At 37.6% G+C, this 14,852-nt stretch carries 13 protein-coding genes and 1 other annotated feature; of the genes, 11 read left to right on the top strand and 2 right to left on the bottom strand.

Features of this window, described 5'->3' with window-relative positions; translation table 11 throughout:
• Positions 1-4 precede the first annotated feature (4 nt).
• Together PLANO_RS10760 and opp4A are read left to right on the top strand one after the other, a co-directional pair.
• Positions 5-916 (top strand): ABC transporter permease, encoded by a 912-nt coding sequence (locus PLANO_RS10760; protein ID WP_038704449.1) that lies wholly within the window; start codon positions 5-7, stop codon positions 914-916.
• Between the two features lie 107 nt (positions 917-1,023).
• Entirely contained in the window at positions 1,024-2,838 is a 1,815-nt protein-coding gene (gene opp4A / locus PLANO_RS10755; RefSeq protein WP_038704448.1) for an oligopeptide ABC transporter substrate-binding protein, read from the top strand.
• Positions 2,839-2,883: 45 nt separating this feature from the next.
• Here opp4A and trpS read toward each other — a convergent pair whose 3' ends face one another.
• Entirely contained in the window at positions 2,884-3,876 is a 993-nt protein-coding gene (gene trpS / locus PLANO_RS10750) for a tryptophan--tRNA ligase (protein ID WP_038704447.1), read from the bottom strand.
• Between the two features lie 44 nt (positions 3,877-3,920).
• Positions 3,921-4,132, bottom strand: a binding site (T-box leader).
• Between the two features lie 43 nt (positions 4,133-4,175).
• Positions 4,176-4,508, bottom strand: coding sequence for a DUF3899 domain-containing protein (locus PLANO_RS10745; protein WP_231554785.1), 333 nt, complete (start codon positions 4,506-4,508; stop codon positions 4,176-4,178).
• Positions 4,509-4,758: 250 nt separating this feature from the next.
• Here PLANO_RS10745 and PLANO_RS10740 point away from each other — a divergent pair, with 250 nt between their 5' ends.
• The 9 genes from PLANO_RS10740 to PLANO_RS10700 all read left to right on the top strand — a co-directional run bounded on the left by PLANO_RS10740 (position 4,759) and on the right by PLANO_RS10700 (position 14,845).
• Positions 4,759-6,450: a peptide ABC transporter substrate-binding protein gene (locus PLANO_RS10740; protein ID WP_038704445.1), complete on the top strand. Its 1,692-nt coding sequence runs from the start codon at positions 4,759-4,761 to the stop codon at positions 6,448-6,450.
• A 187-nt stretch (positions 6,451-6,637) separates the two neighbouring features.
• A complete protein-coding gene (gene opp3b, locus PLANO_RS10735; RefSeq protein ID WP_038704444.1) occupies positions 6,638-7,573 on the top strand; it encodes an oligopeptide ABC transporter permease in 936 nt (311 codons plus the stop codon).
• Positions 7,573-8,601: an oligopeptide ABC transporter permease gene (gene opp3C, locus PLANO_RS10730; protein WP_038704443.1), complete on the top strand. Its 1,029-nt coding sequence runs from the start codon at positions 7,573-7,575 to the stop codon at positions 8,599-8,601. The genes opp3b and opp3C overlap by 1 nt, the downstream gene beginning before the upstream one ends.
• A gap of 15 nt (positions 8,602-8,616) precedes the next feature.
• On the top strand, positions 8,617-9,672 hold the full coding sequence (locus PLANO_RS10725; protein WP_038704442.1) for an ABC transporter ATP-binding protein: 1,056 nt from the start codon (positions 8,617-8,619) through the stop codon (positions 9,670-9,672).
• Positions 9,672-10,610 (top strand): ABC transporter ATP-binding protein, encoded by a 939-nt coding sequence (locus PLANO_RS10720; RefSeq protein WP_038704441.1) that lies wholly within the window; start codon positions 9,672-9,674, stop codon positions 10,608-10,610. Before PLANO_RS10725 ends, PLANO_RS10720 begins: the two co-directional genes overlap by 1 nt.
• A gap of 191 nt (positions 10,611-10,801) precedes the next feature.
• Complete coding sequence (locus tag PLANO_RS10715) at positions 10,802-12,013, top strand: putative glycoside hydrolase (RefSeq protein WP_038704440.1); 1,212 nt, start codon at positions 10,802-10,804, stop codon at positions 12,011-12,013.
• Positions 12,014-12,373: 360 nt separating this feature from the next.
• A complete protein-coding gene (spxA, locus tag PLANO_RS10710; RefSeq protein ID WP_008429739.1) occupies positions 12,374-12,769 on the top strand; it encodes a transcriptional regulator SpxA in 396 nt (131 codons plus the stop codon).
• A gap of 242 nt (positions 12,770-13,011) precedes the next feature.
• On the top strand, positions 13,012-13,668 hold the full coding sequence (gene mecA, locus PLANO_RS10705) for an adaptor protein MecA (RefSeq protein WP_038704439.1): 657 nt from the start codon (positions 13,012-13,014) through the stop codon (positions 13,666-13,668).
• Between the two features lie 28 nt (positions 13,669-13,696).
• Positions 13,697-14,845 carry a competence protein CoiA gene (locus PLANO_RS10700; RefSeq protein ID WP_052124311.1) on the top strand — a complete coding sequence of 383 codons (1,149 nt, stop codon included), beginning with the start codon at positions 13,697-13,699 and terminating at the stop codon, positions 14,843-14,845.
• Positions 14,846-14,852 lie beyond the last annotated feature (7 nt).

Genomic DNA, 14,852 nt, shown 5'->3' with positions numbered 1-14,852 from the left:
AAATATGAGACTTGATAAAGACGGTGGAACACAAATCCCAGATGTGGATCTCGCTAAAAGCCCATCCGGATTTAGTATATTACTAAGAGAATTAATACGGGATAAAGTTGCACTAGTTTCGTTAGCATTTTTGTTTTTAACCATTGTAGGCGTTTTCGGAACTTCAGTTATTCTCGACCAAGACGATATCATCAAAGTTGATTTGTTTGCTCTTTATGAGGCTCCATCTTCTATGTATTGGTTAGGAACTGATTACGGTGGTCGTGATATTTTTGGTCAATTAATCATTGGTACGCGAAATTCATTAGCTATCGGTATTTTAATCACTTTACTAACAGGAATTATCGGTATATTAGTAGGACTCGTGTCCGGATATTATGGTGGCACAGTTGATAATATTTTTATGCGATTTGTTGATTTTTTCATGGTATTGCCTACGTTGATGATAGTTATCGCATTTGTTACGGCTGTACCTGGTTATAGCATTGTCTCATTTTCTTTAATAATGACAGCGTTCTTATGGATGGGAATCGCCCGTCTCATACGATCCAAAGCGCTGCAGGAAAAAGAGCTAGACTACGTAAAAGCTTCTAAAACATTGGGAACATCAAATTTTAAAATCATGTTTTTCCAAGTGCTTCCAAATTTAAGTTCAATCATTATCGTTACAATGACGCTAAATTTGGCAGCAAATATCGGAATAGAGTCTGGCTTATCCTTTTTAGGATTTGGCTTTCCAGAATCGACGCCTAGTTTAGGGACGCTAATTAGTTATGCACGTAACCCTCAAACTTTGGAATTAAGATGGTGGATTTGGTTACCTGCATCGATTCTAATTTTAGTATTGATGCTTAGTATAAATAACGTTGGGCAAGCTTTAAAACGAGCTACTGATGCCCGACAACGAAGAGGGTAATAAATAGCGGGAGAAAGGGGATAAAAGTCTGAAAGTGGATTCAACATTTTATTCTGAAACATGTAAACAGCAATTATTTTATCTCATACTAAAGGGGGAAATAAAAAATGAAGAAAAGTAATAAGCCTAAATTATTGGTTATGTCATTAGCATTGTTATTAGCAGCATGTAGTGGAGATGATGAGGCAACAAAAGATAGCGGTAGCAAAAAAGACGCTGATGGCAAACAGGAAGCAAAAGATGATGGGCTGTATTCGATCGATGATTTTAGCAATGTAAAAACAAACGAAGGCGAAGCTATCGATGGTGGTAAGATCACATTTGGTTTAGTATCGGATACAGTATTTGAAGGAACACTAAACTGGAACTTTTACTCTGGTGCACCCGATGCAGAAATTTTAAACTGGTTTGATGAAGGTTTGTTAACTTGGGATGAAAACTATGTGTACACAAATGATGGAGCTGCAACATATGAAGTTTCTGAAGATGGACGCACATTTACATTTAAAATTGGCGACAATGTAAACTGGCATGACGGTAAACCTGTTACTGCAGAAGATTGGTTATTTGCTCATGAAGTAATCGGCAATAAAGATTATGACGGCCCTCGCTACAACTCAGATTTCACTAATATCGAAGGAATGGAAGAGTATAATAGCGGGAAAGCGGATACGATTTCAGGTATTGAAGTAGTTGATGAGAAGACATTGAAAATTACGTATATCGAATCAACTCCTTCTCTATTAACAGGAAGCATTTGGTCATACCCATTAGCTAAGCATATTTTTGGAGACATGGCCGTAGCAGATATTTCTTCATCTCCAGAAGTACGGGAAAATCCAATCGGTTTTGGACCATTTAAAGTAGATAGCATTGTTCCAGGAGAATCTGTAACACTTACAAAGAACGAAGATTACTGGCGCGGTGAACCAAAACTTGATGGTGTTACAATCAAAGTCATCAGCAGCTCAACAGTTGTTCAAGAACTGGAAACGGGTGGAGTAGACTTGATCAGTGATTTCCCAGTAGATCAATTCCCAGATAACGCGGAAATGTCCAATGTAGAATTTTTAGGAGCAATAGATCGTGCTTATACGTACGTTGGATTTAAACTAGGAACATGGGATGCAGAGGAAAATCGGGTAAAACCTAATCCAGATGCGAAAATGGGAGATGTAGAACTTCGTAAAGCAATGTGGCATGCGGTTGACAATACAGCTGTTGGCGAACGCTTCTATAATGGATTGCGTTGGAATGCAACAACATTAATTCCACCGTCGCATCCTGAATTCCATGATGATACAAACGAAGGAAGAGCATACGATCCAGAAGTAGCAAAAACACTTCTAGATGATGCAGGTTATGAAGATACAGATGGTGATGGTTTCCGCGAAGATCCAGAAGGCAATCCATTAGAAATCAACTTTATTTCAATGACTGGTGGGGATACGGCTGAACCTTTAGCTCAGTATTATGTTCAGTCTTGGGAAACAGTTGGCTTAAAAGTGAATTTAGAAATGCTCGAATTTAACACTTTCTACGACCGTGTTGGTAACGGCGGAGAAGACAACCCAGACGTTGATGTTTATCAAGCAGCTTGGGGTGTTGGAATTGATGTAGATCCTTCAGGACTTTACGGAGCAGAAGCTTTATACAACTTCCCGCGTTGGGATAACGAAGAAAACGAACGTCTTCTAAAAGAAGGACGTTCAGCAGAAGCGTTTGATTTAGCGTTCCGTCAAGACGTTTACAATGAGTGGCAGCAATTAATGGTAGATGAAGTACCGGTATTCCCAACTTTATACCGTGCAATACTAAGTCCAGTCAATGACCGTGTATTAAACTACGCAATTGGCGATGGTACTGAAATGTACTTGTCTGATTTAGCTGTAAGCAGTGAAAAACCTGTTACTGCAGAATAAATAAAATAAATCAAAAGGAGCTGCGAATTTCGCAGCTCCTTTTTCTTACTTTCTTTTTCGACCAAGGCCCATTGCATTTTCCATTTTCTTTAAGGTTTTATTTGCAAGGAAATTTGCTTTTTCTGCTCCAGCGTCTAAAATTGCATCTAATTCATCGGAATCTAATAGGGCTTTGTAGCGTTCTTGAATCGGCGCTAAATGCTCTGTTACAGCTTTTGCTACAGAGGATTTAAAGTCACCGTAACCAGAACCTTCGTATTTTGAAACTAAGTTATCAATACTTTCACCAGTTAAGGCAGCTTCAATAGTCAATAAATTAGCTACTCCAGGTTTATTGATCGGATCGTAACTAACAATTCCTTCTGAATCTGTTACAGCACTCTTGATTTTCTTTTCAATAGTTTTTAAGTCATCAAGCAAAGTAATGATGGCTTTTTTGTTTGGATCGGATTTACTCATTTTTTTTGTAGGGTCTTGCAAGGACATAATACGCGCCCCGTTTTTTGGAATGCGAATGTCAGGGATCGTAAAGATGTCATTGTATTTGCGGTTAAAGCGCTCCGCTAAATCGCGTGTCAGTTCGATATGTTGTTTTTGGTCATCGCCAACTGGCACAATATCAGTTTGATACAATAGAATATCACCAGCCATTAGAGGTGGATAGGTTAATAATCCTGCTAAAACAGAAGTGTTTTTTGCCGACTTATCTTTGTATTGTGTCATGCGTTCAAGTTCTCCGATGGTCGAGACGCATTGCAACATCCAGCCAGCTTGTGCGTGCGCTGGAACTTCTGATTGAATAAACAAAGTTACTTTTTCTGGATCGATTCCAACTGCAAGATAAAGCGCAGCCAATGCCTTAATATTTTTACGTAGTTCTAATCGATCTTGAGGCATAGTGATAGCGTGTTGATCAACAATACAAAAGATGCAATCATATTCATCTTGCAACTCAGTAAATTGTTTAAACGCACCTATGTAATTTCCGAGTGTGACCGTACCGGTAGGCTGAACGCCTGAAAAAATTTTCTTCTTCATCTAATATTCCTCCTCAAATTAAAAACACAGCACACATCCCTAAAAAAAGGGACGAATGATGTGTTTCCGCGGTACCACCCTAGTTGCCGTTCCCGGCCACTCTTCTTCTTAACGTGAAGAACACGGAATTGACTACTATACATTCGCCAATTCAGCTCCAAAGTCCATTCAATGCAGCACTCCATCTGTTTACACCAACCACAGACTCTCTATTATAGAAGGAACTGCATTTACTCTTCTTTATCATTGCCCATTTTATATAGTCTTATTATAATACATAAACAATTTCTTAAGCAATATTAGATGCTATAAACGACTAAACAAATCAACATAATTAGTAAGGTAAGGCTACCAGTGACGAGTAAAAAGGAACTAGAGAAAGCTAAAGCTTCTGAAGGAGGACGCATTTCGTCATCTTCTAATGTTGATTTCATTTTAAAAGCTTTTCTCATACTCATTGTAAATATATCAAAAACTCCTGTCCGGATGACAAAAACCCATAATCCTAAAAAAAGTAAGATGCCTCCGTAAATAAATGAGTTGTTAATATAGGTTAACAAAGTGAAACCATCTGCTCGTAGAATCGTCGTTATAAATATTAATAGTTGAATAATTAAAAATGAAAAAATCATCTTTTTCAATTTGTGCACCTCAATTCTTATCAATTGTAGAAGAAATATAAAAAAAAATCAAAAAAACTATATTTATCGTAGACGGCGAAAACGCTTACAAATCCAACATTCGAGAGACTTTGTGTAATGTTAATGTAACGCAATTGTTACAAGAGTGTAAAAATTAGCAAAAAAGTTCTGTACAAGAAAAAAATATTATGTATAATTAACTGTGTACCAATTTTTCAGAAAATTCGAGGGGGTCAATTTAGTGAAGAATAGTAAGATTTTTTGGCTACTAAGCCTAGTTTTAGTTCTTAGTGCTTTTCTAGCCGCATGTGGTGGCAGTGATGAAGAAGACACAGGAACTGACAAAAAAGAAGGAAATCAAACAGCTGGGGAACCAGACGCAGAACAAGTTTTAAACTTGATGGAAAGCGCTGAAATTCCAACAATGGATATTTCACTAGCTGAAGATGCAGTTGCGTTTAACATTTTCAATAATGTTAACGAAGGACTTTTCCGTTTAAACAAAGAAAATGTTGCTGAACCAGCACTTGCTGATGGCGAGCCTGAAGTCAGCGAAGATGGTCTAACTTACACATTCAAATTACGTGATTCTAACTGGTCAGATGGTACACCAGTTACTGCTAAAGATTTTGTATACTCTTGGCAACGTTCAATTGATCCTGACACTGGTTCTCCATACGGAGCTTACATGATGGCTGGTTCGATTGTAAATGCTACTGAAATTGCTGCAGGAGAAATGGAACCGACTGAATTGGCAGTTAAGGCTGTTGACGATAACACTCTAGAAGTTCAATTAGAGCGTCCAGTACCTTACTTTATGTCATTAATGTCATTCCCAACTTTCTACCCACAGAACGAAGCTTTCGTTACTGAAAAAGGTGACGCTTACGCTTCTAATTCTGAAAACTTAATCTTTAACGGACCATTCACATTAACTGATTGGGACGGAACTGGTTTAACTTGGAAAATGCAGAAAAACCCTGAATACTGGGATGCTGAAACAGTTAAACTTGATACAATCAACGTAGACGTTGTAAAAGAACCTGCTACTGCAGTTAACCTTTACAACTCTGGTGAAAAAGATCGTGCTGGTCTTGCTGGTGAGTTTGCAAGACAATATGCAAATGATGAAAACCTAGTAACTGATTTAGAACCAACTCTTTTCTACTTTAAACTTAACCAAGAACGTAAAGGCGAGAAAAACGCACTTGCTAACGTCAACATCCGTAAAGCAATTGCACAAGGTTTCAACAAGCAAGATCTAGTTGACGTAGTATTAGCTAACGGTTCTCTACCAGCTAACTTCTTAGTACCAACTGAGTTTTCTTTTGATGAAAGCAAAGCTGATTTCCGTGATGTTAACGGAGACCTAATTGAATTTAATGCTGAAGAAGCTGGAAAGCTTTGGGCTACTGGTCTTGAAGAACTAGGAGTAGAAGAAGTTACACTTGAAATCTTGGGTGGCGATACTGAAACTGCTAAAAACATGGATGCGTACTTGAAAGCACAACTTGAAGAAAACCTTGAAGGTCTAACTATCGATCTTAAAGCAGTACCTTTCGGTGTTCGTTTAGAACTTGACGAAGCTCAGGACTATGACATTCAAACTGCTGGATGGGGACCAGATTACCAGGATCCTATGACATTCATCGATTTGTTTGTTACTGGATCTCCTCAAAACAAAATGGGTTACTCAAACCCAGAATATGATGCTTTAGTTGAATCTGCTAAAGGCGAATTGGCTACAGATGCAGCTGGACGTTGGGAAGCAATGGCTCAAGCTGAGAAAATTCTATTAGCTGACGATGCTGCAATCGCACCAATCTATCAGCGTGGAGCTATGGCTCTTCAACAACCATATGTTAACGACATTATCAAACACCCATTCGGTGGAGATTTCTCTTACAAATGGGCATACATTTCGGGTAAATAATAACTTAATCCCGCTACTGTGAAAACAAAATAGAGAGAGAGTATATCGCATTTTTAGATTGATATACTCTCTTTTCTAATGCAAAGGAATTAACCGAAAATTGACCATTTTCTGCTAACTCATGAATGTTGCAAGTCTGGCGTTTATTAGACAGACTTGTTAAATAGAATTATTTTGGAGGTGCACTATGGCGAAGTATATAGGCAAACGTTTAATTTATATGATCATCACTTTGGCATTGATTGCTACATTTACATTTTTCTTAATGAAAATATTACCTGGCTCCCCCGTGGCTTCCGCAGATAAATTGTCTCCAGAACAAAGGGCAGTCGTTGAAGCAAGATACGGATTGGATAAACCACTTCCGGTTCAGTATTTCGACTATATGTTTGGTTTAGTGCAAGGTGATTTAGGTATTTCCATTAACCAATTTAAAGGCGCAGATGTTACAGATGTCATTTTAAGCCGAATGGGTCCTTCAGCTCAAATTGGTTTCCAGGGAATGGTATTAGGGACAGTCCTAGGAATCTTGCTGGGAATGGTTGCGGCTTTAAGACAAAATACTTGGGTCGACTATACAAGTACTTTTATAGCGATTGTCGGAATTTCAATTCCTTCTTTCGTATTCGCTTCTTTATTACAGTACTGGTTCGGTTTAAAATGGGATTTGTTCCCGGTAGCTTTGTGGAAAGATGGCTTTATGTCTAGTGTGTTACCATCTATCGCATTAGCAATGTTCCCGCTCGCAACTGCGGCACGTTTTATTCGCACTGAAATGATTGAAGTTTTAGGCTCAGATTATATTACATTAGCAAAAGCTAAAGGTGCTAGTGGCTCTGAAATTGCATTTAAGCATGCATTTCGTAACGCATTGATACCGTTAATCACGGTGTTAGGACCAATGGCTGTAGCGATTCTTACAGGATCTTTAGTTGTCGAACAGATTTTTGCAATTCCAGGAATCGGTGAGCAATTTGTTAAATCGATTATGGTTAATGATTTCGCAATCATCATGGGAACTACTATCTTCTTCTCGGTATTCCTAATAGTGATCATCCTGTTAGTAGATATTTTGTATGGCATCATTGATCCTCGTATCCGTCTTTCAGGAGGTAAAAGTTAATGACTCAGAACTTTGATAAAATCCCAGAATTGCCGAAAGGTTCGTTTGAACGTATTACGTTAGACGCTAAACAAGCTGAACGTATTACAAAACCAAGCGTCAGCTTTTGGCAAGATGCTTGGTATCGTATTCGTAAAAATAAAGGTGCGTTATTTAGTTTAATTTTATTTGGCCTAATCGTAATCATGTCTTTTTTAGGTCCAGTTATTAGTCCATATGAGCCGAATGCTCAAACAATTACTCACGCAAACTTACCGCCAAAAATTCCAGGTGTTGAAAAACTAGGAATTTTAAATGGAGTTGGAACATTGGGTGGAGAAAAAGTTGATTTGTATGAATTAAAAAATGTGGAAGTAAATTACTGGTTCGGAACAGATGGACTCGGACGCGATATGTTCTCTCGTGTTTGGAAAGGAACGCAAGTGTCCTTGTTTATTGCTTTTGTAGCAGCAGCAATTGATATGCTAATCGGGGTAATTTACGGAGGCGTTTCAGGTTACTTCGGTGGGCGTGTAGATGACTTTATGCAGCGTATCGTTGAAATTTTAACTGGTATTCCAAACTTGGTTGTCGTAATTCTCTTTATCTTGATTATGGACCCCGGGATATTGGCCATTATCATTGCCTTAACCATCACCGGATGGACGGGAATGTCCCGAGTTGTTCGTGGACAAGTTCTTAAATACAAGAGCCAAGAATTCGTTTTGGCAGCACGTACATTAGGCGCTAGTGATAGCCGTATTATTTGGAAGCATTTAATGCCAAACGTTTTAGGTGTAATCATCATCAACACAATGTTCACAATTCCAAGTGCTATCTTCTTCGAAGCTTTCTTAAGCTTTATCGGACTGGGGCTTCAAGCGCCAGATGCATCGCTTGGAACATTGATCAACGATGGGTATGCATTAATTCAATTTGCGCCACATATTTTAGCATTCCCGGCCGTCTTGTTGAGTTTAATCATGATTGCATTCAACTTAATTGGTGATGGACTTCGTGATGCCCTCGATCCGAAGATGAAAGATTAAGGAGGAAAGTTAAAAATGGAGAAAATTTTAGAAGTAAAAAACCTTGAACTTTCCTTTAACACCCAAGCTGGGGAAGTTAAAGCGATACGTGGGGTTAACTTTGATTTAAATAAAGGTGAAACTTTGGCAATTGTAGGGGAGTCGGGTTCAGGGAAATCTGTTACGACGAAATCGATCATGCGGTTGTTACCAGAGCAATCAGCAGAATTTAAAAATGGTGAGATTTTATTTGATGGCCGTGATTTAACGAAGTTAAGCGATAAAGAGATGCAAAAAATTCGCGGAAAAGAAATTTCGATGATTTTCCAGGATCCCATGACATCATTGAATCCAACAATGCCGATTGGGCGTCAATTAACAGAACCTTTGTTAAAGCACCAAAAAATCAGCAAAACTGAAGCGAAAAAAGTAGCAATTGATTTATTGCGTTTAGTTGGTATGCCAAAACCAGAATTGCGTATGAAGCAATATCCACACCAATTCTCAGGTGGACAGCGTCAACGTATTGTAATTGCCATCTCATTGGCTTGTAATCCAAAAATCTTGATTGCAGATGAACCTACAACTGCACTTGATGTGACGATTCAAGCGCAAATTCTTGAATTGATGAAAGATTTGCAGAAAAAAATCGATACATCTATTATTTTTATCACACATGATCTTGGTGTTGTTGCTAACGTAGCAGACCGTGTAGCAGTTATGTACGGTGGGAAAATTGTTGAAATTGGAACGGTTGATGAGGTATTCTACAACCCGCAACATCCGTATACATGGGGCTTATTAAGTTCAATGCCTTCTTTGGACACGGAAGATGCTAAATTGTATGCAATTCCTGGAACGCCTCCTGATTTATTGGATCCACCAAAAGGAGATGCATTTGCACTTCGAAGTGAATATGCACTAAAAATTGATATGGAGCAAAACCCTCCATTCTTTAAAGTTAGTGAGACGCACTCGGCTGCTACATGGTTATTGCATCCAGACGCACCTCAAGTAGAGCCACCTTTAACTGTTATTGAACGCATGAAGAAATTCCCAGGAAGCAGATATTATGAAGGGGGCGCGGTGTAATGGCTGAGAAATTACTCGAAATTAAAAACCTGAAGCAATATTTCAATATCGGTAAAGCAAATGAAGTCCGCGCAGTAGATGATATTAGCTTCGATATTTATAGAGGAGAAACTTTAGGATTAGTTGGCGAATCAGGCTGTGGGAAATCTACAACCGGTCGTTCGATTATTCGTTTGTACGATGCTACTGATGGTGATGTTTTCTATGAAGGTGAAAATGTTCATGGAAAAAAATCAAAACAGGATTTAAAGAAATTCAATCGCAAAATGCAAATGATTTTCCAAGATCCGTATGCGTCTTTAAACCAGCGTATGAAAGTTATGGACATTATTGCTGAAGGCATTGATATTCATGGTTTGGCAAAAAATCAAACAGAACGTAAAAAGATGGTTTATGATTTGTTAGAAACAGTTGGACTTAACAAAGAGCATGCAAACCGTTATCCGCATGAATTCTCTGGTGGACAACGTCAGCGTCTTGGAATTGCCCGTGCTTTAGCGGTGGACCCTGATTTCATCATTGCCGATGAGCCAATCTCGGCTTTGGACGTTTCCATTCAAGCACAAGTTGTAAACTTACTAAAAGAACTTCAAGTTGAAAAAGGGTTAACATTCTTATTCATCGCGCATGATTTATCGATGGTTAAGTATATCTCTGATCGTATTGGAGTTATGTACTTTGGTAAATTAGTCGAACTGGCTCCTGCAGAAGAGTTATACAAGAATCCATTGCATCCATATACGCAATCATTGTTGTCAGCGATTCCGCTTCCAGATCCAAACTATGAGCGTAATCGGGTTCGTAAATCATATGATCCTGCCGTTCACGAATATACAAAAGCTGATGATGTTCGGATGAGAGAAATCAGCCCTGGCCATTTTGTCCAATGTTCAGAGCGTGAGTTTGAATCTATCAAAGCAGCAGCAGTAAATCAATAAAAAAACAATGTCCTTCGGGACATTGTTTTTTTATGTTCAAACATCTTTAGATTTAACATAATTATTTCACTTTAAGAAGTCAAAAAAATGATAGAATGGAAGAACAATGGATAACATGAATCAAATGGATTTTTAATCCATAAAAAATTGATAACAGTTCTATTGCTAAAGTAGAAAAAGGGGTGCGGGTAATGATAACAACCTGGAAGTGGTTAGCTATTTGTACAGTAAGTATTGGATTAGTAGGTGCAGGGAACGTATATGCAGCTGAGAAAGAAAAAACGCCTGATTTTACGCCGAGGACTTATCATACAGTTCAACTAGACTCACAAGTGTTAGCTTCCTCTGGCTTATTTAAATTTGATTCAGGACTAGAATTTAATTATCCGGATGCTGTTCGAGGAATTTTCGTTACAGCTCATTCTGCTGGAGGAGAACGATTCGATTCATTGATTAATCTTGTAGAGACGACAGACTTAAATGCAATGGTAATTGATATAAAGGAAGATGTAGGGCACTTAACGTATATACCTGAAGAAGGCTCTTCATTAGCAGAGCTAGAAATTGGTCAAGCATTGATAAAAAATCCGCGAGCAATGCTAGAAAGATTAGAAGAAAAAGAGATCTATCCGATCGCACGCGTCGTTGTGTTTAAAGATACCTTGTTAGCGGAAAAGCGGCCTGAGCTAACGTTTATGGAAGGCGATCAAGTTTGGAAAAATAACGGTGGTGATTCATTTGTTAATCCTTTTCTTAAAGAAGTATGGGATTATAACGTTCAAATTGCCATTGAGGCTGCAAAACTTGGATTTAAAGAAGTTCAATTTGATTATGTGAGATTTCCAGAAGGGTTTGAAAATCGTGCAGATGATTTAACTTATTCTTTTGGCGAGTACGAAGACTCTAAAGCTGATCCAATACAAAGAAGAGTAGAGGCGGTAACAGACTTCGTAGCCTATGCTAAAGAGCAATTAGAGCCTTATGGAATAGAAGTATCAGTCGATATATTCGGATATGCTGCTACTTTACCTGAAGCACCTGGTATTGGACAAAATTTTTCGAAAATCTCTGAGAACGTAGATGTTATTTCGTCAATGATATACCCAAGTCATTGGGGAACTGCTTATTTTGGTATTTCGAATCCTGATTTACAACCTTATAAACTAGTCAGTGAATATGCAAAAGCAGAAAATAAGGTATTAGGTAAATTAAAAAATCCACCTGTATCAAGACCTTGGCTTCAAGATTTCACTGCAAGTTACTTAGGTGCAGGTAATTACAAGAGCTATGGAAAAGCAGAAGTAGAAGCACAAATCAAAGCATTGAACGAACATGGAATAGAAGAATATCTTCTTTGGAACGCAGGAAATTCATATTCAAAAGGTGTAGACTATACTCCTTAACCGATATGTGATAATTTCATTAAAATTATACAGATATGAAACTTTTCCTGATTTCAAACGTAATATATAAGTGTAGAACTTATTTTCAAAAAGATTTTGTAAATGAGAATAAAAATGTTAGTTTAGAAGTTTGCGACAACTTTAAATGGGGTAAATTTAGAATGTAGCAATAAAAATATAATGAATATATAGTCAAATTGTGACAAAAAGCTCCTTTATTAAATTAATTACTGAGATACACTATTAAAATAACTGCATACATTGTATAATGAATGTAGAGCCTCTAAACTATAATGATTCTAAATTGGAAAATGAATTACATTAAATTTTCATGAATCCGAAAGGAAGTGCTCCACTATGATGGTTACATTATTTACTTCTCCGAGCTGCACATCTTGCAGAAAAGCAAAAGCTTGGCTTGAGGAACACGACATTCCATATACTGAACGCAATATTTTTTCTGAGCCACTTACAATTAGTGAAATCAAAGAAATCTTACGTATGACTGAAGACGGTACAGATGAAATTATCTCTACGCGTTCTAAAATATTCCAAAAATTGAATGTAGATGTAGAAAGTTTACCACTTCAGCGTTTATATGAGTTAATCCAGGAACACCCTGGATTGCTACGCCGTCCAATTATTATGGATGAAAAACGTCTACAGGTCGGGTACAATGAGGATGAAATTCGTCGCTTCTTGCCACGTAAAGTTAGAGCTTATCAATTGCTAGAAGCTCAGCGAATGGTAAACTAACAATAATCACACGAGCTGTCCGGTCTTTATGGTATTTCATAAGAGATCTCGGGCAGCTTTTCTTTATATAAATTTAATTGCATTTATCAGATAAATACATTAAACTCGATGTACTTACATCCAATTCGGATAATAGGCATAAACTTTTTCTTTATCTACAAATAAAGATATACTAGGTAGAAGTACTAAAGCACGGCTCTGAGTAATGTTCTCTTAGTCCAACCGTAAAGGAGAGGTGTAAAATGGAAATAGAACGCATAAACGACAACACAGTTAAATTTTACATTTCCTATCTCGACGTTGAAGAGCGAGGGTTTAGCCGTGACGAAATCTGGTTTAACAGAGATAAAAGTGAAGAGCTTTTTTGGGAAATGATGGATGAAGTCAACGAAGAAGCCGATTTCGTAATGGAAGGTCCACTTTGGATTCAAGTTCAGGCCATGGAAAAAGGTCTAGAAGTAACTGTGACACGCGCTCAACTAACAAAAGATGGGCAAAAGCTCGACTTGCCTGATGATATAGAAGAACGTCGCAAAATGTTTGCAAGTGAAGAAACGGAGACAGCGGAGTTCGATGAATTTGAACCAGTCTTTGATGAACCTGATGTGAAAAAACTTGAATATACATTTATTTTTTCAGAAGTTGAAGAGTTATTACCAATTGCACGTCGTTTAATTTATGTGCCGATTGAATCTTCAGTGTATCATTTCGAAAATAAGTATTACTTGCATACAAGTTTTGACGAAGTTCTACATTCAGAGGAAGACATTAAAAATAATGTTAGTATTATCTCTGAGTACTTGCGTTCATCTCCAGTGACGATTCACCGTCTTGAAGAATATGGAAAACCCGTGTTTAAAGAAGATGCACTCGCAAATATCCTACATTATTTCGGCTAAGATCTCCTATATAGGAGATCTTTTTTTATTGCCAAAATCCACTGTGTTTCATAAACTTAATGAAAGGAGAGTGATTTATATATTAGTTGCTACAACTGCACAAAAACAGTTGGTTTATTTAACGGGGCAGCATACGCGAAAAGAATTGCAAGAAATTCGTTCGAACGAGCAATTTTTCTGTCCGTCTTGTCAGGCTCCATTGCTTTTGAAAATTGGAGAAATCAATATCCCTCACTTTGCACACAAAACGCTATCGGATTGTCATCATTCCAACGAACCCGAGTCCTCTTTACATCTACAAGGAAAACTTCTTCTTTATCAATTCTTCAATCGATTAAACTCCAAAGTAGAATTAGAAAAATATTTATCAGAAATTCGACAACGAGCCGATTTACTCGTTGATAAAAAATACGCTATTGAATTTCAATGCAGTTTAATCCCTGCTCAGCAGCTTATACAACGATCCAAAGGCTATCGGCAACTTAATATATATCCCCTGTGGATAAAAGGCTTAAAAGAGCCTTGTTGTGAAGGGATTGGACAATTACAAATTAAGTCTTATGAGATAGCTATGTTTCAGCAAACGGGACAACTTCCGTACGTTTTATTATTTTGCCCATCTAATAATCAATTTTATTATTATTCTAATTTGTTTTATGTTAGTTCGAGTCGATGGGTTGGGAAAACCAAGTCACTGTCTGCCGCAAATCAAGTTTTTCCATTTGCATTGCCAAAGACTTTGTCCAAAGATGAATTTAATCAAGTGATGGGAATTTTTTATCATGCTAAAAAGAAGTATATTCGCAGTCAGCTGTATGCTGGCAATCGAGTAGGAAATCTTTATTGTCGATTGTGTTATGAATTACGTTTAGATGTTGCAAACGTGCCGGGGCTATTTGGGTTACCGTTACTAGGCGGCGAATGTTTTAAACAACCTGCTGTTTTGTGGCAATTGCAAGTAGTGGAAGCATATGAAAAAGGAATTAGGGTTGACCGAATGATTCGAACAGGAAAATTGACCTTAAGCGATCTGAAAAAAGAGCAGCAAGCAATAAGCCTTGTCTCAGATTATTTAGCTCTTTATTTGAAATACAAGGACTCGGTCTTGGATTATTCCAATATTTTGGATATTGTCTATGATAACTATTGCAAAAACGTGAGAAAATTGAGAAAATAAGATGTAG

This window comes from Planococcus sp. PAMC 21323 (assembly GCF_000785555.1).
Taxonomy (GTDB): domain Bacteria; phylum Bacillota; class Bacilli; order Bacillales_A; family Planococcaceae; genus Planococcus.
Note: the sequence above shows the minus strand (reverse complement) of the source record. Positions and strands in the feature narration are given on the sequence as shown.